The 21,925-nt window shown below is 70.7% G+C and carries 11 protein-coding genes; 8 read left to right on the plus strand and 3 right to left on the minus strand.

What is annotated here, in order from left to right; genetic code table 11:
• The first annotated feature begins 14 nt into the window (after window positions 1-14).
• Window positions 15-1,580, plus strand: a complete 1,566-nt coding sequence (locus ACFYPN_RS29815) for a tryptophan 7-halogenase (protein ID WP_389302532.1) — start codon at window positions 15-17, stop codon at window positions 1,578-1,580.
• Between the two features lie 11 nt (window positions 1,581-1,591).
• Here ACFYPN_RS29815 and ACFYPN_RS29820 read toward each other — a convergent pair whose 3' ends face one another.
• Window positions 1,592-2,056 (minus strand): MaoC family dehydratase N-terminal domain-containing protein, encoded by a 465-nt coding sequence (locus tag ACFYPN_RS29820; RefSeq protein WP_389302535.1) that lies wholly within the window; start codon window positions 2,054-2,056, stop codon window positions 1,592-1,594.
• 148 nt (window positions 2,057-2,204) lie between these two features.
• Between ACFYPN_RS29820 and sbnA the strand changes: the two genes are divergently transcribed.
• Window positions 2,205-3,230, plus strand: a complete 1,026-nt coding sequence (sbnA, locus tag ACFYPN_RS29825) for a 2,3-diaminopropionate biosynthesis protein SbnA (RefSeq protein ID WP_389302538.1) — start codon at window positions 2,205-2,207, stop codon at window positions 3,228-3,230.
• Window positions 3,224-4,243, plus strand: coding sequence for a 2,3-diaminopropionate biosynthesis protein SbnB (sbnB, locus tag ACFYPN_RS29830; protein ID WP_389302540.1), 1,020 nt, complete (start codon window positions 3,224-3,226; stop codon window positions 4,241-4,243). Before sbnA ends, sbnB begins: the two co-directional genes overlap by 7 nt.
• 70 nt (window positions 4,244-4,313) lie before the next feature.
• On the opposite strand, the gene ACFYPN_RS29835 is transcribed toward sbnB, so the two are convergent.
• Window positions 4,314-5,309 carry a TauD/TfdA family dioxygenase gene (locus tag ACFYPN_RS29835; RefSeq protein ID WP_389302543.1) on the minus strand — a complete coding sequence of 332 codons (996 nt, stop codon included), beginning with the start codon at window positions 5,307-5,309 and terminating at the stop codon, window positions 4,314-4,316.
• A 195-nt stretch (window positions 5,310-5,504) separates the two neighbouring features.
• Window positions 5,505-6,479, minus strand: a complete 975-nt coding sequence (locus ACFYPN_RS29840) for an acyl-ACP desaturase (protein WP_389302545.1) — start codon at window positions 6,477-6,479, stop codon at window positions 5,505-5,507.
• Window positions 6,480-6,635: 156 nt separating this feature from the next.
• Here ACFYPN_RS29840 and ACFYPN_RS29845 point away from each other — a divergent pair, with 156 nt between their 5' ends.
• The 5 genes from ACFYPN_RS29845 to ACFYPN_RS29865 all read left to right on the plus strand — a co-directional run.
• Window positions 6,636-8,192, plus strand: coding sequence for a class I adenylate-forming enzyme family protein (locus ACFYPN_RS29845; protein WP_389302548.1), 1,557 nt, complete (start codon window positions 6,636-6,638; stop codon window positions 8,190-8,192).
• Entirely contained in the window at window positions 8,189-9,472 is a 1,284-nt protein-coding gene (locus ACFYPN_RS29850; RefSeq protein WP_389302551.1) for an aldehyde dehydrogenase family protein, read from the plus strand. Before ACFYPN_RS29845 ends, ACFYPN_RS29850 begins: the two co-directional genes overlap by 4 nt.
• A complete protein-coding gene (locus ACFYPN_RS29855) occupies window positions 9,469-11,268 on the plus strand; it encodes a thiamine pyrophosphate-binding protein (RefSeq protein ID WP_389302554.1) in 1,800 nt (599 codons plus the stop codon). The genes ACFYPN_RS29850 and ACFYPN_RS29855 overlap by 4 nt, the downstream gene beginning before the upstream one ends.
• Window positions 11,268-12,530: a beta-ketoacyl-ACP synthase II gene (gene fabF / locus ACFYPN_RS29860; protein WP_389302557.1), complete on the plus strand. Its 1,263-nt coding sequence runs from the start codon at window positions 11,268-11,270 to the stop codon at window positions 12,528-12,530. The genes ACFYPN_RS29855 and fabF overlap by 1 nt, the downstream gene beginning before the upstream one ends.
• 89 nt (window positions 12,531-12,619) lie before the next feature.
• Window positions 12,620-21,925 (plus strand): amino acid adenylation domain-containing protein (locus tag ACFYPN_RS29865; RefSeq protein WP_389302559.1); only part of this gene is annotated, 9,306 nt, incomplete at its 3' end.

The following is a 21,925-nucleotide window of genomic DNA, read 5'->3' on the forward strand; positions in this document are numbered from 1 at the left end:
GATGGCATCACGGGATGGAAAGACGCATCGCAGACATCGTCGTCGTGGGGGGCACCACCGCCGGCTGGATCAGCGCCGCCTACCTCGCCAGTGCCCTTCGGGGCACCGCACGGATCACCGTCGTCGAGGCCCCCACGCGGGAGCACGGTACCGATGCCGAGGCCGATGCGGCCGCGACGGGCGGCGTGCAGGCGTTGCCCGTGGAGATGCAGAGCGACTTCTTCGATCCGCTCGGGATTCAGGAGTCCGTATGGATGCGCGCCTGCCGGGCCTCCTTCCGGGTAGCCGCCCGCTATACGAACTGGCGCACCGGTGGCCCGGCGCAATGGGCGGCCAGAGACCTTCCCCATGGGGATCCCGACCGGTTCTACGATCCGGTGGGAGGCAGCAGGACCGCGATATCGGCATTCGCCCTTCCGTACTACTGGGCCTGGCGGCGGAACGCCGGGGAAACGATTGAGTCCCTGGACCGCACCTGCTTCCGTGAGCCGCCACTGTTGGACGCGCTGAAATCGCCGCGCTGGCTGGACGACCGGGCTGCGCTGTCCTACGGCTGGCACGTCGACACCGAGCTGTTCACTGCCTACCTGCGCCGCGTGGCGACCGGCCGGTGGGGCGTGGGCACGGCACGGGGGAGCCTGGGGCGGGCGGAACGTGACGCGCGCGGCCATGTCGTGGCCGTCGTCACCACGGAGGGGTCGCGCGTCGCGGGGGAGTTCTTCCTGGACTGCACCGGAACACGTGCCGCCCTGCTCGCCGGTGCGCTCGGCGAAGCCCGCACGGACGACCCCGACCAGCTGTCGTGTGACCGCACCGTCACGCTGACCACACCCGCAGACCCCGACGGGAGCATCGCCCCCTACACGGACCTGCTCGCCGCACCCGACGGATGGCTGTGGCGGATGCACCTGCCGGGACGCACCGGCGTCGGGCACGTGTACGCCGCCGAGTTCACCCGCCCCGAGGACGCCGCACGGGAGCTCGCCGTGCTCTGCGGCCAGGACCCCGCGGAGGCAGACGTGCGCCACTGCACGCTGCCCCAGGGACGTCTTCGTCGCGTATGGGTCAAGAACTGTGTGGCGCTGGGGAGTTCGGCATCCGTCGTGGAGCCGTTGGACACCTCGCGGACGGGCGATGTCCTGCATGCTCTGCGCCGGCTCGTGCGGCACCTGCCGCCGGTCGCCGGGGAGTACGAGGCCGCCGCGAACCGTTACAACCGTGAAGCCGAGTGCCGGTACCAGGCGGACCGCGACTTCGCTCAACTGCACTACGCGTTCGGGCCGCGCCGGGACAGCCCTTTCTGGTGCGCGCAGTCCGCCCGTCCTCCTTCCGCAGCGGTGCGCGACCTCGACGCGGCCTACCGGAGCGGCCTTCCGCTCACCGGCGGAGATCTGAGGCACCTCACCGTCCTGGCGTCCCTGGACACCGGCCCGCCGATCGCGCCGCCCGCGCTGGCGCGTCTGGACCGGGAACGCAGGGAGGCGGCCGAGCACTTCGAGTGGATCACACGGCAACAGCGCATCCTGGGGGAGACGCTGCCCTCCGCGAGTGAGTATCTGAGGCGCCTGCACGGCGGGTGAACGAAGAGCCTTCAGGCTGCGCGCGCCACCAATGACATGTGAATGGTGGCCACTCGCCCACCCGTGACGTCTTCGGCCTCCGCCCGCAGCTCGAGTACGTCGCTGCCCGCCAGCGACCTCACCCCGTCTATGTGGACGACCAGCCGCAGGACGTCACCCGCACAGACCGGTCGCCCGAAGACGAACCGCTGATCGCGGTGGACCACTCGGGAGTAGTCCAGGCCGATTTCGGGATCGAGGACCACCGGATCGGTCGCCCGCTGCATCAGCACGGAGAGGAACGTCGGCGGAGCCACCAGGTCGCGGTGACCGAGCGCCCGGGCCGCCCGCGGGTCATGGTGGGCGGGGTGCCCTTCACCGATCGCGAGGGCGAACTCGCGAATCTTCTCCCGCTCCACCTCGTAGGGATCGGTCGGCGGGTAGACACGGCCGGCGAAAGCGGGATCGAGGGGCACGACGGCTCCAATGGGCTGCATGGGGAGGGGGTTTGAGCAAGTCTATGGCCACGTCCCGGATCCTTATAGATCGCCCATAGCGTCGGCGCGAACTCTCGGCATTCCCAACGCATTGCCGTTTCACGAAGGGAGAGCCGTGTTCGCAGGGCTCAAAGGCATTCTCTCAGCGGTGGGCGGGACACCGCTCGTTGAACTGGAGCGGCTGATTCCCGGCTTCTCCTCCCGTGTGTACGCCAAGACCGAATGGTTCAACCCGGGTGGCAGCATCAAGGACCGGTCCGCGCTCAGCATGCTGCTCGACAGGATCAGGTCGGGACAGTTGGTGCCGGGCAGTTCCACGGTCGTCGAGTCGAGTTCCGGCAATCTCGCCATCGGGATCGCCCAGTTGTGCCGGTACTTCGGGCTGAGCTTCATCTGCGTCGTGGACGCCCGCACCACGGCACAGAACATCGCGATCCTGCGGGCCTACGGCGCCGATGTGCGCATCGTGACCGAGCCGGACCCGGTGACGGGGGAACTGCTGCCGCAGCGGCTGAAGCTGGTCGCCCGGCTCTTGACCGAGATCCCCGGTGCGTACTGCCCCGATCAGTACTCCAACCCGCTCAACCCTCAGGCGCACTTGGCCACCATGGCCGAGATCGACGAGGCGCTGGACGGGGAAGTCGACTACCTGGTGCTGTCCGTCGGGACCTCCGGGACGCTCGGCGGCTGTGCCGAGTACGTCCGGAGCCGGGGGCTGCGCACGAAGATCGTCGCGGTGGACGCCATCGGCAGCGTGCTCTTCGACTCTGTCTGCGCGTGCAGCCGGATCATTCCCGGCCACGGCGCTTCGGTGCGCCCCGCCGTGCTCGACCGGGCCGACGCGCACCGGGTCGTGCACGTCGGTGACCTGGACTGCGTGGTGGGATGCAGACGGCTGGTGCAGCGAGAGGCTGTGCTGGCGGGCGGGTCGTCCGGGGCGGTGGTCTCCGCGCTGGAGCGGATCGCGCCGGAGATACCGGCGGACTCCACCTGCGTGCTGATACTGCCGGACGGCGGTGACCGCTATCTGGAGACCATCTACGACGATGCGTGGGTGCGCGATCGGTTCGGCGACGTCTCCCATCTGTGGAAGCACTCCGTGGGGTTCCCGGCCGGACAGGAACGGGACGAACGGCAAGAGGCGGAAGAAGAGAGAGAGGTCGTTCCATGCTGATCGTCGGCCACGACGACGTACGTACCCTGCTGGACGGGCGCGAGAAGGAGGTGCTCGAACTCGTCGCGGACGCCTATCGGTTGCACGACGAGGGCCGCACGTCCCTGCCGCACTCGGTCTTCCTGCGCTTTCCCGGGGACGACCGCAACCGTGTCATCGGACTTCCCGCCTTCCTCGGCGGCGACGACACCGTGGCGGGAATGAAGTGGATCGCCAGCTTCCCCGGCAATGTGACGCGCGGTATCGATAGGGCCAGCGCCTCCATCGTGCTGAACTCGATGGCCGACGGGCGGCCGGAGGCGTTCATGGAAGCCTCGGTGATCTCCGCCCGCCGGACCGGCGCCTCGGCGGCACTCGCCGCCGGCCTGCTCACGGAGGCCGCGGGGGGCGAGGCTCCGCAGGGCATGGGGCTGCTCGGGCTCGGGCCGATCAACCTGGAGGTGCTGCGGTTCTGCGCGGCGCGCCTGCCGTCGTTGCGCGAAGCGCTGGTGTACGACCTGGACCCCGGCCGCGCGGAGGAGTTCAGGGCGCGGGCCAAGAGCGTCGCACCGGGGGTGGAGGTGAGCGTGGCCGACGACGTGTCGCAGGCGGTGGGCACGTACGGGCTGGTGTCGCTGGCGACCACGGCCGGAACCCCGCACATGGATCTCTCCGCCTTCCGGGCGGACGCGACGGTGCTGCACGTGTCGTTGCGCGACCTCACGGTGGAGGCGGTGCTCGGCGCGCAGAACGTCGTCGACGACACCGACCACGTCTGCCGCGAGCGGACATCCCTGCATCTCGCCGAAGAGGCGACCGGGAAAAGGGAGTTCGTGGGAGCTGAGATCGGGGCACTGCTGCGCGGCACGTCCGGTTTCCGCCGTGAGCCGGGCCGCCGGACGGTGTTCTCGCCCTTCGGCCTCGGGGTGCTCGACCTCGCGCTGGCCCGTTGGGTCCGGGACCGCGCGGCCGAGGAGGGCCTCGGTGTGCGGGTGGAGGGCTTCCTGCCGGGACCGGTGGTCGCCACGGCGTGAGCGGGGTGTGCGGAGGGGCCCGGGAACGCTCTCCCGGGCCCCTCCGGCGTACCGGCGTACCGGTGTTCGGTCAGTCGAGTACGGCGCCGGCCGTGTGTCGCAGTGGGCGGTTGCGGCGATTGTCCAGCGACGCATACACCCGGTGCAGCCACCGGTCCGTGCCGTCATAACGCGGTACGAACGGCGAACGCCCGTGCACGGCGAGGCGGTTGTCGACGATCGCGAGGTCGCCCGGGGCGAGCGCGAGAGCGGACCTGGTGCGGATGAAGGCGTCGCGCAGCTCCGCCATCGCCTCCCGTGCCTCGCCGTCGAGCGGGTGAGTGGCGTGGAAGTCGACCAGGACGTCCGGGTCCTCCGCGGCCCCCGGCAGGATCGCGTGAGCGGGCGCGGCGCCGGCGCGGCCGTCGAAGGACGGAGGGGCCTCGGTCAGGAAGCGGGCCTCGGAGAGCACCGTGCGGGCCCGTGCGGAGAGCAGCGGGAAGGCGCGGCGGATGGACGCGGTGGTCAGGCGAGCCTCGCCGGACGGGTCCTCCCGGACGCACAACAGGCCTATGTAGTCCGGGCGGTTGTCGTGGAACGCGTTCTCGACGTGCATCTCCAGCAGCTCGGAACCCGCATTGGACTGCTGGCGTTCCTGCCCCGGTACCGGTACCACGTTCTGGACGAGCGCCCCGGACTTCTCGTTGCGGAAGGCGATCACCTCGCCCAGCTGGAGCATCGTGGCGGTGACGACCGCCGCCGCCGTGGACGCGACGCGCTCCACGGAACCGGCCTGCGTGGGTGTGGGAGGCAAAGGGGGCCCGCCGACCGGGGAGACGGGCAGGTTGCGGACGAGGAGCACCCCGTCGGGGCCCGCGTCGTGGCGGAAGGCGCGCAATTCGGCGAGCAACCGCTGCGGCAGTCCCGCCGAGGCGTCGCGCACGGCGCGGATCCAGTTCAGGTCGTCGGTCGCGGCGGGCCCGGTTCTCGCCAGCCGGTCGGCGACTTCGCCGATCCTCCTGCGTTCGGGGCCGGTGAGGACGACGGCGGCCGAAGCCACGGTGGTCGCCACGGAGGTCTCTGTCATGAGGCGTGCCTTAGCTGTCGGTGAGCGGGGATCGTGTACCGGTACGAGTCCGGCAGTACACGGGCGAGTCTCGGCGGGGCCGCTATACCGCCCCCATAGCCACGTGCGACCGCCCCGAAGCCGCGTACGCCCCGCACCCGAAGTGGCCGTACGCCCGTTCCCGTGCGGGCTCCCGAGGCCCGCACGGGGCCGCCTTCAGGCCGACGCGCGGTGCGCCAGCCGGGCGAGCCGTTCCTCGCGGCGGGCCGTGAAGTGAGCCGCGCGCTGCGCCAGTTCGTCCACGAAGCGGGCCAGCTCCTCGCGCGCGGCCTCGCCGGCCGCGCCGAAATCGGTGCGTTCGAGGATGCGCAGGTGCCGTAGGACGGGCATGAGAACCTTCTCGTGGTGCAGGGGGAGATCGTAGATCCCGGCCATCGCGATCATCGCCGAGAAGCGGGCGAAGCCGGGTTGGTTCTCGCCCGGCATCCGGAAGTCGAGCACCACGTTGCGAATGGCGATCATGGCGTCGTCGGGCGCCCGGTCCAGGGCGGCCTCCAGCAGGTTCCGGTAGAAGAGCATGTGCAGGTTCTCGTCGGCGGCAATCCGCGCGAGCAGTTGCTCGGCGATCGGACAGCCGGTCGCGACCCCGGTGTTGCGGTGCGAGATCCGGGTGGCCAACTCCTGGAACGTGACATAGGCGAGGGTCTCCAGAAGGCCCCCGGGCGCGCCGCCGCTGCCCGCCGCCATGTGGGCCAGACGGCGCTGTTCGAGGTCGACCGGGTCGACGGCTCTGGTCACCACCAGGTAGTCGCGCAGGGCGATGCCGTGCCGGGCCTCCTCCGCGGTCCAGCGGTTGGTCCACTCGCCCCAGGCCGCGTCCGGGCCCAGCGTGCGGGTGAAGTCCCCGTGGTACCCGGGAAGGTTGTCCTCGGTGAGCAGGTTGACGACGAGCGCGGCCCGCACGGCGGGGTCGAGGGCGGTGTCGCCGGGGACCCAGTCCGCGCCGCCGAGTAAGGCGTAGTCCCGGCCCCGGCTCCAGGGGACGTAGTCGTGGGGGTTCCAGTCCCGGACGACCGTCAGATGGCGGTCGATGTTCTCCGCGACGACCGGTTCCAGTTCGTGCAGCAGGGCCGACTCGGCCGCCGGATCGGGAAGCCGGGGTGTGCCGGTGGTGGTCTCGGTGGGAGTCATTGTCTTCCCCTATACCGTTGGGCATCTGTTTGCCCGACCGTAGACGAGAAATGACCACTCTTCGACGGCGCACGGCAAGTATAGATCAGTTGTAGTCGCCTTCGTCAGGATGCCGTTCTGAGAAATCGTCAGTCGGGGTGGAGGTGTGCTGGGCGAATGCTCATCAACGCGGAGGGCCGTCGAATGTCGTCGGCCGACGTGGACGGGGCTTGTACCGCCGTCGCACGGGAACTGCGCAGACGGGGAATCAATGAGCGGAGCAGGGTTCTGCTGACGGGTGAGAACACCCTGGAATTCATCCTCGTACTGTTCGCGCTGATGGAATGCGGGGTCTCGGTCGCGTTGGCCGACCGGCGGCTGCCCGCCACCCAGCAGGCATCTTTGGCTGCCGGCGCGGGAGCGGACCGGATTCTCACCGACAGCGAACTGCCGGGGGAGGGGATCGGGCAGGAACTGCTGTCGGACCTGGTCGCCGAGGCACACGCGCACACCCCGGCAGACACGGACACCGCGGCGAACGCGGACACCGAGGACGCGGCACCGGTGAAGCGCGCGGCACCCCCCGGCGCGACCGGGCCCGCCGGCTTCGACCGGTGGTTCGCCCGGCAGGACGCGCTGATCGTCTGGAGCTCGGGCAGCACCGGCGTGCCCAAGGGCATCGTGCGCTCCGGCGCCGCGGTCCGCGCCAACATCGCGCGGACCGCGGACCGCATGGCCTACCGCGGCGAGGACGTGCTGCTGCCGCTGCTCCCCTTCACCCACCAGTACGGGCTGTCCATGCTGCTGCTGTGGCGGCAGACCGGCGCGACGCTGGTGCTCCAGACCAGCAGCCAGCGGGTGGACCGAGCGCTGGAGGCGATCGGCGCATACGGCGTCACCGTGGTCGACGCGGTGCCGGCCACCTACTTCACCCTGCTCAACCTGCTCGACGGCGCACGGGCCGGAGCGAGCGGCATCGGCACGGTCCGGATGTGGTGCGTGGGCGGCGAGCCGCTCGGCCGCGAGCTGGACGAACGCTTCACCCGTACGGTCGGGAGCCCGCTGCTCGACGGCTACGGCAGCAGCGAGGCGGGCAACATCGCCCTCGCCGTGCACCCCGAACCCCGGGGCTGCGGCCGGCCGCTGGACGGCATCGAGGTCCGGGTGCAGGACGACGCGGGACGCGAGGTCCCCACGGGCGAGACCGGTGAGATCGTCGTCCGCTCCCCGGACTACATGACCGGCCTGCTCGGCCCCGGAGGCACCGTGCTGCCGGTGGAGGGCGACGAGTACCGGACGGACGACATCGGCCGGCTGGACGCCGACGGGAACCTGACCGTCCTCGGTCGCAAGGACGCCGTGCACCGGAACGGATTCACCCTCTACCCGGACTCGATCGCGGAGCGGGCCGGAGCCTGCGGAGCACGCGTCCGGGTGGTCGCCGTCCAAGGGGGGCGGGACGACCGGATGCAGCTGGTGTTCTTCGTCGCCGACGCCACCGGCCGACCGGCCGGCCAATGGCGGCAGGAACTCGCCCGGTGCGTGGCAGAACACGAACGCCCCAACCGTGTGGTCGTTCTTCAGGAGTTCCCGCTGAACAACACGGGGAAAGTCGACCGCCGGGCCCTGCGGGACATGGCATTGCTCGAAATGGCGTCCAGGAACGCGGCGCCGAACCGAAACCCGGAGCGGAAACCAGTGGCCCGGAATTCCACGAGAGGCATACTGCGATGATTGAGGTTCTGGCCCGCGAAGGGTCGCAGGGTGAAGAGGCCCGGGTGCATTCCGGGCAAACGCCCGATCCGGCGGCGTACGCAATTCCCTTCGAGGAGAGACTCGATGCCCTGCGCGCCGTGACGGACCTGCTCCGCACGCGGCGCGAGGAGGTTCTCCAGGAACTCTTCGCCACGTGCAACTACCGGACCGCGTGCGGGGAGATAGACGTTTCCGTCAAGGCGCTGGAGGGCGCGTACGACGAGGTCATGAGGTTCGGGCCGCCGCGCGTGGAGCAGATCAGCGTGCTCATGCCCTCGAACATCCCGCTCTACAGCTACGTCCTGTACCTGCTGATCCCCAGCCTCTACAGCAACCGGGTGTCGTTCCGCCCCTCCGGGCGCATCAGCGACCAGACCGCCAAGCTGCACAAACTGCTCGGCACCGTGCACGACCTGCCCATCGAGCAGTGCCCGACCGGCCAGCGCGAGTTCCTCGAAGGCGAGGCCACCCGTGCCGAAGTGCTCGTGTTCACCGGCGCGTTCGAGAACGCGGAGAAGATCCGCGGCCGGCTCCGCAAGGACCAGCTGTTCCTGTACTTCGGGCAGGGTGTCAACCCGTTCGTGGTGGGCCCGGACGCCGATCTCGGCAGCGCGGTCAACGGCGCACTGCACGCGCGCATGATGAACTCCGGGCAGGACTGCTTCGGTCCCGACGTCTACTTCGTGCACACCTCGCTCAGCTCACAGTTCTGCAATCTCCTCGCCCGGCGCGTGAATTCGCTCAAGCACGGCCGCAACGAGGACGCGGCGGCCGACTACGGCTCCATGTACTACCTGGACGCCTTCGAGTCCGCCATGAGTCATCTCGTCGACAACCGCGCCTTCATCGCCGCCGGCGGCCGTGCGGACCTCACCGAGGGCCATCTCAGCCCCACCGTGCTGGTGCGACCGGTCGAGTCCCCGGTGCGGCCGCCGGAGATGTTCGCGCCGATCTTCAACGTGGTGCCGTACAGCGGGCGGGACTGGCTGTGCTCGATGCTCACGCACCAGTACTTCGAGGAACGGGCGATGGCCGCCACCGTCTACGGTGACGACCCCGCGCTGGTCGAACTGCTCCGCCGCCGCCACACCGTCAGCGTGAACAGCACCCTCGTCGACATCGAGAACGGCAACGAGCCCTTCGGCGGCACCGGTGTCCGCGCCAACTACGCCGCTATCAAGGGCGTGCGGCACACCGAGCCGCTGCTCATCTCCAAGGCCGTCGCCGACCACGCGATACCCGCCGGAGGCCCGCGATGAGCACCGTCGCCGACCAGGACGACACGGCGACCGTGACCGGCTGCTGGCAAGCGGTCGTCAGGGTTCTCGAACGGGCCGGAGTGCAGGACGCCTTCGGCCTCCCCGCCGACGACCTGGACCTCCTCGCCGCCCTCGACACCACGGACATCCGCGCGGTGCTCTGCCGGGACCAGCGCAACGCCCTGTTCATGGCGACCGGCTACGCCCTCCAGTCCGGCAGGACCGGCATCGCCTTCACCGGAAAGGGCCCCGCCGTCACCAACGCCCTCACCGGACTCCTGGAGGCCGCGTCGTCGTCGGCGCCCCTGGTCCTGCTCTCCGCGGGCACCGCCGCCGACAGGCGCGGCGCGGGAGCCTTCCAGGAGCTCGACCAACTGGCCCTGGTGACACCGCTGGTGAAGTGGGCCGCCCGCGTCGACGCTCCCGCCCGCCTGGTCCCCCTGCTGCGCCGAGCCCTCATGGTCGCCCGCGAAGGCGTCCCCGGCCCGGTGTATCTGGAGCTTCCCGACCACCTGCTGGCCGCCGAGATCCCGTACGACGCCGACGCGACGTCCGAGTACGAGGCGGTACGGCCCCGGACGGTGCAGCTCGCCGAGGACTCGGAGGCGATCCGCACCCTCAAGTCCGCCCAACGGCCGGTACTGCTCGTCGGCGGCGGGATGCGTCACCACAACGCCGGCCGCATGCTGGAGCGGCTCGCCGACCACATGGGAGCCGCCGTCTTCTGCACGGCCAGCGGGCGCGGCTCCTTCGACGAGAGCCACCCCCGCTTCTGCGGCCTCGCCGGGCTCTACCTCCCGGATGCGGCCGCCGGGCTCTGGCTGGAGACGGACTGCGTGGTCGCCCTGGGCAGCCGTCTGGAGGAGACCGCCACCTTCGGATGGCCCCGCCGCATCGGCACCGAGGTGCCGGTCGTGCAGGTCAACGTGGGCGCCGCCGAGTTCAACACCGACTACGCGGGTCCCAAGGTCCTCGCCGACGCTGCCGCCCTGACGGCGGGGCAGCTGGCCCGTGATGCGGTCTGCTCGCCGTCCGCCGAGTGGACGGCCCGCGCCGCCGACGTCCACGCGGACCTGCACCGGGCCCATCGCGCCCACCTCGACGAGCTGGCCGCCGAGCCGGAACCGCGCATCGCCGAGGTGCTGGCCGTCCTCGCCGACGTGCTTCCCGACGATCTCGTCCTGGTGCAGGAGAACGGGCTGCAGGACATGTGGTCCTACCGCTACCCCGTGCACCACCTGGGCCGGTCGGGCGGCTCCGTCGTTCCTTCCGAGCAGACCAGCCTCGGCTTCGGCGCGGCAGCCGCAGCCGGGGTGAAGGCCGCCGCACCCGGCCGGCCCGTCGTCGCGTTCGTGGGCGACGGGGCCTTCGGACTCTTCGAGTCCGACCTGGTGACGGTCGCCGAGCAACGTCTCGGAGTGATGTACGTCGTCCTCGACAACGGGGGCTACGGCTGGCTGCAGAGCCAGCTCGACCAGCGGGAGACGCCCTTGTCGCGCTACCGGTTCACCACCCCGGGCGCACCCCGTCGCCCCGGACGTGAGGACCTGGGCACCGGCCGGACGACCCTCGACGACAAGGCCACCCTGCGGGCGGACGTCGAGCGGGCCTGGAAGCTCTGCGTGTCCGGGCAGCCGGTGGTCCTGCACGTGCCCGTCGCCCTGACGGACTCGCTGTTCGGGGCGGTGGCGGGCGGCGGTGACTTCCCCCTGCTGCCCGCGCCGGACGACGCACCGCACCCGCCCGGAACGACCGGGGCGGTCAGCACGACCGACACGATCGAGGGGGGCGCGTGATGGCGACGGACAGCGCTGACAAGGACCGCACCAGGGTCGTCATCACCGGCTGGGGCATGGTCACCCCGCTCGGCCTGGACACCGCGGCCACCTGGGAGGGCCTGCTGGCCGGCCGCAGCGGCATCGGCCCCATCACCCAGGTCGAGGCGGACGACCTGCCCGTGCGGATCGCCGGAGAGGTCAAGGGCTTCGACGCGGCCGAGCACCTCCCGTACAAAGTGGTCCGCCGCACCGATCCGTACGCCCGTTACGCGCTGGTCGCGGCCCACGAGGCCCTGGAACACTCCGGGCTCACGATCGACGCGACCAACGCCGACCGGGTGGGTGTCCTCATCGGCAGCGGCTACGGTCCGATGAAGTCCATCGCCGACCACGTCCGCGACCTCGACGCGAAGGGACCGCGCGCGGTGGCACCGATGGCCGCCATCACCGGGGCCATCGACAGCGCCGCCGGGGAGATCAGCATGATCACCGGCGCCCGCGGCCCGTCCAGGGCCACCAGCAGCGCCTGCGCCTCGGGTACCGATGCCATCGGCGAGGCCGCCCGTTGGATCCGCACCGGCGCCACCGATGTCGTCCTCGCGGGCGGCGCGGACGACATCATCACCCGCGTGGACATCGCGGGCAGCGGCAACGCCCGCGCCCTGTCGGCCAGGCAGGGCGACCCCACCGAGGCCTCGCGGCCCTTCGACGAGGACCGGGCGGGCTTCGTCATGGCCGCCGGCGCCGGCGTGCTGGTCCTGGAGTCCGCCGAGCACGCCCGGGCACGCGGCGCGCGGATCCTCGCCGAGGTCGTCGGCTACGGCGCGAGCTCGGACGCCTACCACTGGACGGCCCCCCATCCGGAGGGGATCTCGGTGCGCCGGGCGATGCACGAGGCGCTGCGCGACGCCGGCATCACCCCCGGCGACGTCGGTTACGTCAACGCGCACGGAACCGGAACGCAACTCAACGACCAGGCCGAACTCGCGTCGCTGCGAGCCGTTTTCGGCGACCGTATCGAGTCCATTCCGGTCAGTTCCACCAAGTCGATGACCGGACACATGATCGGCGCCGCAGGAGCGGTCGAGGCCATCATCGGCGCCCTCGTCATCAAGGAGGGCGTGGTTCCGCCCACCATCAACTGCGACACACCCATCGATCCCTCGGTCAACTTCGTCGCGCACACCGCCCAGGCCCACGACGTCGACGTGGTGATGAGCAACTCCTTCGGCTTCGGCGGCCACAACGCGGTGGTCGTGCTCCGCCGCTGGACCGCCTGAGCGACGGGACGGGCCGGCGCGTCCCCCCAACCGGGCGCCACCCAACGGACAACAGCAGTTCACTCGTGCAGATTTCGGGGAGATTCGACATGACCACGTCCGCGTCCGCGGCCACACCCAGCAACGAGCGCCGGCCGCTCACCGCCGCGCAGCAGGGAGTCTGGTACGCGCAGCAGCTGAACCCGGACAACGCGTTCGTGACCAGCGAGTACCTGGAGATCCACGGGCCCGTCGACACGGATCTCTTCGGCCGGGCGCTCGTCCTCACCCTCGACGAGATGGACACCGTACGGGTCCGTTTCGCCGAGGACGAGGACGGTCTGTGGCAGTTCCCCGACCCCCGGCCGGTCCGGCTGGAACACCTCGACCTCAGCGAACGGCCCGACGGCCGCGACGCAGCCGTCCGGATCATGAAGCACCGCCTCGTCCAGCCCGTCGACATGGTGTCCGGACCGTACTTCGAGGACGTCCTCTTCAAGATCTCCGAGAACTGCTACCTCTACTACCAGCGCAACCACCATCTCATCGGCGACGGCATGGGCGGACGGATCTACTGCCAGCGGCTGGCCGAGATCTACACGGCGCTGGTCGACGGCACCGACTACAGCCCGCGTGTCTTCGCCTCACTGGACGAGTTCATCGCCGAGGACACCAGCTACCGGGCATCCGGGAAATTCGCGCAGGACCAGGAGTTCTGGCGCTCCCGGACGGCACGCAGACCCGAAGCGGTCTCACTGACCGCCCGCACGGCCCCGGCCACCCTCGCCTTCCGGCGCAGCAGCGCTGCCCTGCCGGCGGGACTGATGGAGGACCTCAAGCGGGTCTCCCGGCAGAGCCGCGCACCGTGGCCGATCGGCCTGCTGGCGGCCGTCGGTGGCTACTTGCACACCGTTGCCGGCACCCGGACCCTGTCGCTCGGCTTCCCCCTCCAGGCACGCACCACCCCCGTGCTGCGCGCCACCCCCGGGCTGACCTCGAACATCCTGCCGCTCGTCCTGGACGTCTCTCCGGAGACCACGTTCGCCGAACTGGTGCGCCGGTGCGCGGTGGAGGCGCGTTCCGCCGTACGCCACCAGCGTTACCGGCAGGAGGACATCGCCCGCGACCTCCAGGCGGCGGGCGGCGGGAACCGCACCGCCGGAGTGGTCGTCAACGTGATGCCCTTCGACTACGACGTCACCTTCGGGGGCCACCCGGTCACCGCCCACAACCTCTCCAACGGCGTCGTGGACGACATCGAGATCAGCGCGCTCGACCGCAACGACGGCCGGGAGGTGACGCTCCACCTCGACGGCAACAGCGATCTGTACACGGACGAGGCAATCGCCACTCACCACAGGCGGCTCCTGCGCTTCCTGTCCCGGGCCCTCGCCCACCCCGACACCCCGATCGGCCGGATCGACGTCCTCGAGGACGCCGAGCGCGAACTGCTCCTGAACACCTGGAACGACACCGCTGCCACCGAGGACGGCGGCCTGCGCCACATCACCCGCCGCGTCCAGGAGCACGCGGAAGCCCGGCCGGACGCCGTCGCGGTCGTCGACGTCGACGCGACTCCCGTCACCTACGCCCACCTGGCCGCCCGCACCGCAGCCGTCACCCACGACCTGCGCGCGGTGGGCACGCGCCGGGGCGACGTGGTGGCGCTCCTGGCCGTGCCCGGCGCAGGGTTCGTCGCGTCCGTCCTCGCGGTGATGGCGGCGGGAGCCGCGTACGTACCCCTCGACCCGGCGGCTCCGGCGGCGCGTACCCGGTCGCTCCTGGAGCGGTGCGGCGCGAAGACACTCGTGGCACCCCGTCGACTGCGTACGGAAGCGCTGGACATCACGGCGGATTCCGGCGTGCGGGTGGTGGTCGAGAGCGGCGCGGGCCGTACCTGGGAACCCCCGGTCCCGACAGGCCCCGACGACCTGGCCTACCTCATCTTCACCTCGGGCTCGACCGGAGTCCCCAAGGGGGCCATGGTCCACCACCGAGGCATGAACAACCACCTTCTCGCCAAGATCGAGGACTGCGGGCTCACCGCCGCCGACACCGTCGTCCAGAACGCACCGCTCACCTTCGACATCTCCGTCTGGCAGATGCTCGCCCCGCTCGCCGTCGGCGGTACGGTGCGCGTCGTCGACCGGGACACCGCCCTCGACCCGTGGAAGCTGTTCGCCGTCACCGCCGACGAGCGCATCCCCGTGCTGGAGGTCGTCCCGTCCCTGCTGCGCGCCGCCCTGGACGGCTGGGCGTCCGCGCGCTCGGCGCTGCCCGCTCTTCCTGATCTGCGGTTCCTCATGGTCACCGGCGAGGCGCTGCCGGCCGAGGTGTGCACCCGCTGGCTACGGGCCTACCCGACGATCCCGCTGATCAACGCGTTCGGCCCCACCGAGTGCTCGGACGACGTCACGCACGCCGTCCTCGACGCGGACTCCCTCAGCGGCCTCGGCGACGGCGCTGCCGTCCCCATCGGCCGCCCGGTCCGCAACACCCGGCTGTACGTCCTGGACGACCGGCTCCGACCCGTCCCGGCCGGCACCCCCGGCGAGCTGTACGTGGCGGGTACCGGTGTCGGGCGGGGCTACCTCGCGGACCAGGCGCGCACGGCGTCGGTGTTCGTCGCCGACCCGTTCTCCGGCAGCCCCGGCACGCGCATGTACCGCACCGGCGACTACGTACGGCACGATGCCGAGGGCAGCCTGGTCTTCCTGGAACGCCGCGACCACCAGGTCAAGATCCGGGGCCACCGCATCGAGCTGGGCGAGATCGAATCGGTGCTCGCCACCCACCCGCGGGTGGGCCAGGCCGTCGTCATGGTCCGCGAGGACGCTCCGGGCCGCCAGCGGCTCGTCGGATACGTCACCCGGGCAGCCGCGACCGAGCCGCCGGAGTTCTGGGAGCTGAAGGGACACGCCGCCGCCCGGCTGCCCGAGTACATGGTGCCGACCGCGTTCGTCACCCTGGACACGCTGCCGCTCACCCCGAACGGCAAGCTCGACCGCAAGGCACTGCCGGCCCCCGCCTCCCAGGCCGGCGAAGGGCGCGCGCCCCGGACCGGCCGGGAGGAGATCCTGAGCGTCCACTTCGCCGACGTGCTGGGCGTCCCCCGGGTCACCGTCGACGACGACTTCTTCGAGCTGGGCGGCCACTCCCTGCTCGCCACCCGTCTCGTCGGCCGCCTCCGCGCCGCACTCGGAGTGGAGGTCTCGGTCCGCGACGTCTTCGAGGCCCCCACGGTGGCGGGACTGGCGGCACGCCTCGGACAGGGCGAGGCGCCGGGACACCACCCCGCCACGGTTCCTCCGCCGGGCGTGCGGGAGCGGCCGGAGATCCTGCCGCTTTCGTTCGCGCAAACACGGCTGTGGTTCCTGAACCGGTTGGACGCGGACAGCGGCACCTACAACATTCCCCTCGCGATCCGGCTCGAAGGACCCTTGGACATCCGGGCGTTGGGATCTTCGCTGGACGTGGTGGCGGCACGGCACGAGTCGCTGCGCACGGTGTTCCCGGTCGTCGAGGGGGAGCCTCGGCAGGTGATCCTGGCGCCGGCACCCGTCCCCCTCGCGGTGCGCGAGGTCGCGGCGGGCGAACTGGGCGTCCTGCTGGCAGACTCGGCCGCGCGCGGCTTCGATCTGACGGACGGGCCCCTGCTGCGGGCGGAGTTGTTCGTCACCGGACCGGATTCCCACGTGCTGCTGATCGTGCTGCACCACATCGCCGGTGACGGCTGGTCGCTCGCTCCCCTGATGCGGGACCTGGAGGCGGCGTACACGGGCCGGGAACTCCCGCCGCTGCCTCTCCAGTACGCGGACTACGCGCTGTGGCAGCGCGAAGTGCTCGGTTCGGAGGACGACCCGGAGAGCCTCACCTCACGGCAACTGGCCTTCTGGCGCGAGCGTCTGGCGGACCTGCCGGAGCTTTCGGATCTTCCGACGGACCGGGCGCGGCCTGCGGTGGCCTCCTACCGGGGAGGACGGACCGACTGGGGGATCGACGCGTCGACGCACATGGCGCTGACCGCGCTGGCGAGGGACGCCGGAGCGAGCGTGTTCATGGTGCTGCAGGCAGCGGTCTCGGCGCTCTTCTCGCGGCTGGGCGCCGGTGAGGACATCGTGCTCGGGACGGTGGTCGCGGGGCGGTCGGACGAGGCCCTGGACGACCTGGTCGGCTTCTTCGTCAATACGCTGGTGCTGCGCACGGACGTGTCCGGCGACCCGTCGTTCCGTGAACTTCTCGGACGGGTGCGGGAGTCGGATCTGTCGGCCTTCGCGCACCAGGACGTGCCGTTCGAGCGGCTGGTGGAGGTGCTCAATCCGGAGCGCTCCCTGTCGCGGCACCCGCTCTTCCAGGTGCTGCTGCTCCTCCAGAACACGCCGGAGCCCGAACTCACCCTGCCCGGCATCACCCCCTCCCTGGAGGGCGTCTCCGGAGGCGTCGCCAAGTTCGACCTGACCCTCGACCTCCGCGAGACCTTCGACACGGACGGGCGCCCGGCGGGCATCGCGGGCGAGGTGGAGTTCGCACACGACCTCTTCGACCTGCCGACCGTGCGGGCACTCTGCGCCCGGCTCGGCAGCCTGCTCGCGCAGATCTCCGTTCGCCCCGATGTGCGTGTGGGTGAGCTGGATGTGGTGGGTGTAGCGGAGCGCGGGTTGCTCGTCGAGTGGGGTCGGGGTGAGCCGGCGGCCGGCGGACCGGGGTTGGTGGAGCAGTTCGAGCGGCAGGTGGCCGCGGCGCCGGACGCGGTGGCTGTGGTGTGTGGTGAGGAGTCGTTGACGTACGGGGAGTTGGATGTCCGTGCGGAGCGGTTGGCGCGGGTGTTGGTGGGGCGGGGTGTGGGGCCGGATCGGTTGGTGGCGGTGGCTCTGCCGCGGTCGTTGGATCTGGTGGTGGCGTTGTGGGCCGTGGTGAGGGCGGGTGCGGCGTTCGTGCCGGCGGACCCGGCGTTGCCGGCCGAGCGGATGGAGTATGTGCTGCGGGACGCTGCTGCCGAGTGTGTGATCACTTCGGGGGAGGTAGCGGGGCGGCTTCCGGTGGTGGAGGGGCTGCTGCTTGTCGACGGTCCGGACGACGAGCAGGTTCTGCTGCCGGACGTGGTGTTCACGGCGGCGTCGGCGGACTGCTTGGCGTACGTCCTTTACACCTCGGGTTCGACGGGTCGGCCGAAGGGGGTGGGGGTGACGCGGGGTGGTCTGGAGAATGTTCTCGCGGACATGGGGGCGCGGTTCGCGGTGTCGGCGGCGGACCGGTTCATGGCGGTGACGACGTTCGGGTTCGACATCTCGAACGTGGAGATCTTCGTTCCGTTGCTGGCGGGTGCGCGGTTGGTTCTGGTGGAGCGGGAGGTGGTGCTGGACCCGGTCCGGCTGGGGGCGCTGGTGGTCGCGTCGGGAGCGACGTTCATGCAGGCCACACCGACATTCTGGGAGACGCTGGTCGCGGAGGTCCCCGATTCCTTGGCGGGTGTACGGGTGCTGATGGGCGGTGAGGCGGTTTCCGCCTCGCTCGCCACCCGGCTGGCCGCGGTCTCGGAGGGGGTGACCAATGGGTATGGGCCGACGGAGACGTCGGTGTACTCGGTGGTCGGCCGGGTCGGCGGTTCGGGTGTGCCGGGGATCGGCCGTCCGGTGTCGGGCACCGAGGTGTTCGTGCTGGACGAGTGGTTGAGGGTGGTGCCGGTCGGTGTTCCGGGTGAGTTGTACATCGCGGGCGCGGGTGTGGCGCGTGGGTACGTGGGGCGGGCGGGGTTGACGGCCGAGCGGTTCGTCGCCGACCCGTTCGGTGGTCCGGGTGCGCGGATGTACCGGACCGGGGACGTGGTCCGGTGGTGTGCGGACGGGACGCTGGAGTTCGTCGGGCGTGCCGATGACCAGGTGAAGATCCGCGGGTTCCGGATCGAGCCGGGTGAGATCGAGGCGGTCCTCGCCGCTCGTCCGGGTGTCTCCCAGGCCGCGGTCGTGGTGCGTGAGGACCGGCCGGGTGACAAGCGGCTCGTCGCGTACGTCGTCGGTGAGGCGGACGGGCTGCGGGACCATGCCGAGTCCCGGCTTCCGGGTTACATGGTTCCCTCTGCTTTCGTCGTGCTGGACGGGCTTCCGCTCACCGCGAGCGGAAAACTCGACCGGCGTGCGCTGCCGGCTCCGGATCAGGAGACGGGTCGGGGGCGTGGGCCGCGTACCGAGGGCGAAGAGGCACTCTGCCGGATCTTCGCCGAGGTGCTCGGCGTGGAGAAGGTCGGGATCGACGACAGTTTCTTCGGGCTGGGCGGGCACTCGCTTCTTGCCACTCGTCTGGTGAGTCGTGTGCGGACGATGCTCCGGGTCGAGCTGGATGTCCGTGCCGTTTTCGAGTCGCCGACCGTGGCGGGTCTGTCGGCCCGGTTGGCGTCGGAGGCGGCGGCGGTGCGGAGGCCGGTGACGCCGGCAATCCGGCCGGCGGAGATTCCGCTGTCGTTCGCGCAAGCGCGGTTGTGGTTCCTGGACCGGATCGACAGTCGGGGCGGGATGTACAACATTCCGCTCGCCATCCGCCTCCAGGGGCCCGTGGACGTGACCCTGTTGCACTCCGCCCTGGAGAAAGTGACGGTTCGTCATGAGGCTTTGCGGACGGTGTTCCCCGAAACCGACGGGCGTCCCCGTCAGCTCGTGTTGGACGCCACCACGGTCCCCCTCCCCGTGAAGGAGGTGGATGAGTCCACGTTGCTCGCGGCGCTGACCGCCTCGGCGAACCGCTCCTTCGATCTGACTGCCGAACCCCCTCTCCACGCAGAGCTGTTCGCGACCGGCCCGGATGACCACGTACTCCTGATCGTGCTGCATCACATCGCGGGCGACGGCTGGTCGCTGGCCCCGCTGATGCGCGACCTCCAGGCCGCTTACCGGGGCGAGGAATTGCCCGCGCTCCCCGTCCAGTACGCCGACTACGCCCTCTGGCAGCGCGAGACTCTCGGCGCCGAGGACGACCCCGACAGCCTCATGTATGCACATCTCGCCTACTGGCAGGCGCAATTGGCGGATCTGCCGGAAGTGCTGGAGCTTCCGGCAGATCGGCTCCGCCCCGCTGTCGCCTCTTACCGGGGTGGCCGGCTCCAGTGGCGGCTGGACGCCGGCACGCACGCCGCGCTGATCCGGCTGGCGAGGGAATCCGGTGCCACTCTCTTCATGGTCCTCCAGGCCGGGCTCGCCGCGCTGTTCTCGCGCCTGGGCGCCGGACACGACATTCCGCTCGGCACTGCGGTGGCGGGACGTTCCGACGATGCCCTGGACGAGTTGGTCGGCTTCTTCGTGAACACGGTGGTGCTGCGGACGGACGTATCGGGTGACCCGACCTTCGCGGAGCTGCTCGGCCGGGTCAAGGAGACGGACCTGTCGGCCTTCGCGCACCAGGACGTCCCCTTCGAGCGGCTGGTGGAGGTGCTCAACCCCGAGCGCTCGCTCGCACGGCACCCCCTCTTCCAGGTCATGCTGACCCTCCAGAACACCCCCGAACCCGACCTCGACCTGCCCGGCATCGCTCCCTCCCTGATGCCCACCGGCGATGCCCCGGCCAAATTCGACCTGCTCTTCGACCTGCGGGAGGAGTTCGGCGAGACGGGCAGCCCGGCGGGAATCACCGGCGAAGTCGAGTACGCCCAGGACCTGTTCGACCCGGAGACCGTCCAGGTCCTGGGTGAGCGCCTGGGCCGGGTGCTGGGCGAAGTCGCCGCGGATCCGGCCCGTCGCGTCGATGACCTGACGCTCCTCGACCTGACCGAGCGCAACCGGATCCTGGCGACCTGGGGCGGCCCCGGACGACCCTCGCCGCAGCTCTCGATCGTGGAGTTCTTCGAGCAGCAGGTCATGGAGACTCCCGACGCGATCGCCGTCGTGTCGGACGAGGACGAGCTCACCTACGCGGAGCTGGATGCGCGGTCCAACCGGTGGGCGCACTACCTGCGTGCGCAGGGGGTGACCGGCGGGACGCCGGTGGCGTTGCTGCTGGACCGGTCGGTGGACCTGGTGGTGGCGGAGCTGGCGGTGGTGAAGGCGGGCGGGCATTACGTACCTCTGCACGACGCCCACCCGGCCGAACGGCTGGCGTGGATCGTGCGCGACGTGGGGGCGTCGCTGCTGCTGACCGACCGGACCGAGCTGCCGCGAGGGCTCGCGGAGGAGACCGGTTGCGTCGCGCTGAGCGAGGTGGCCGAGCACGTCGCCGCGTTGCCGGCCGGAACACTCTCCGGAGGCGGGATCCCTGCGGAACAGGTCGCGTATGTGATGTACACCTCGGGTACGACGGGTCTGTCGAAGGGCGTCGTGGTGACCCACGCGAACGTGGTGGATCTGGCGTTGGATCCGTCGTTCGACGGTCCGGCGCACGAGCGGGTGCTGATGCACTCCTCGCACGCGTTCGACGCCTCGACGTACGAGATGTGGGCGCCGCTGCTGCGCGGAGGCCGCGTGGTCGTCGCACCCGGAGGGCAGCTGGGCCCGGAGGAGCTGCGGACCGCCGTCACCCGGCACGGCGTCACCGCGACCTTCATGACGTCGGCCCTCTTCAACGTCCTGGTGCGGGAGGCCGCCGACTCCCTCGCCGGAATGCGCGAGGTGTGGTTCGGCGGTGAGGCGGCGGACGTCGGCGCGGTGGACCGCGCCCTGCGCGACTGTCCCGGTCTGGCCCTGGTGAATGGATACGGGCCGACGGAGACCACGACCTTCGCCACGGCCTGGCGGATTCCGGCCGACAAGGTGCCCGGCGGTTCCGCGCCGATCGGCGGACCGCTGGCGGGGATGCGCGCGTACGTTCTTGACGGTGGGCTGCGTCCGGTTCCGCAGGGTGTGCCGGGTGAGTTGTATCTGGCGGGTACGGGTGTGGCGTTGGGTTATCTGGGGCGGCCGGGGTTGTCCGCGGTGCGTTTTCCGGCTGATCCGTTCGGGGCGCCGGGGACGCGCATGTACCGGACCGGTGACGTGGTGCGCTGGAACCGTGACGGGGCTTTGGAGTATGTGGGCCGGGTGGACGACCAGGTCAAGATCCGGGGGTTCCGTATCGAGCCGGCTGAGATCGAGGCGGTGCTGGCCACGCACCCCCAGGTCGATCAGGTGGCGGTCGCGGTACGCGAGGACCGTCCGGGCGACCGGCAGTTGGTCGCTTATGTGGTGGGTGCGCCGGAGCAGTTGCGTGAGTATGCGACGGGGCGGCTGCCGGCGTACATGGTTCCTTCGGTGTTCGTGTCGTTGGGGGCGTTGCCGCTGACGGTGAACGGCAAGCTCGACAAGAAGGTTCTGCCCGCCCCCGAGCTTCCTTCGGTGGGTTCGGGTTCGGATTCGGGGTCGAGGGTTGTTGTTTCGGGTCGGGAGGCGGTTCTCTGCGGGGTGTTCGCGGGGGTGCTGGGTCTGGAGCGGGTGGGTGTGGATGACGGGTTCTTCGAG

Origin of the sequence: Streptomyces sp. NPDC005576 (assembly GCF_042871745.1) — a bacterium.
In the GTDB taxonomy this organism is placed as follows: domain Bacteria; phylum Actinomycetota; class Actinomycetes; order Streptomycetales; family Streptomycetaceae; genus Streptomyces.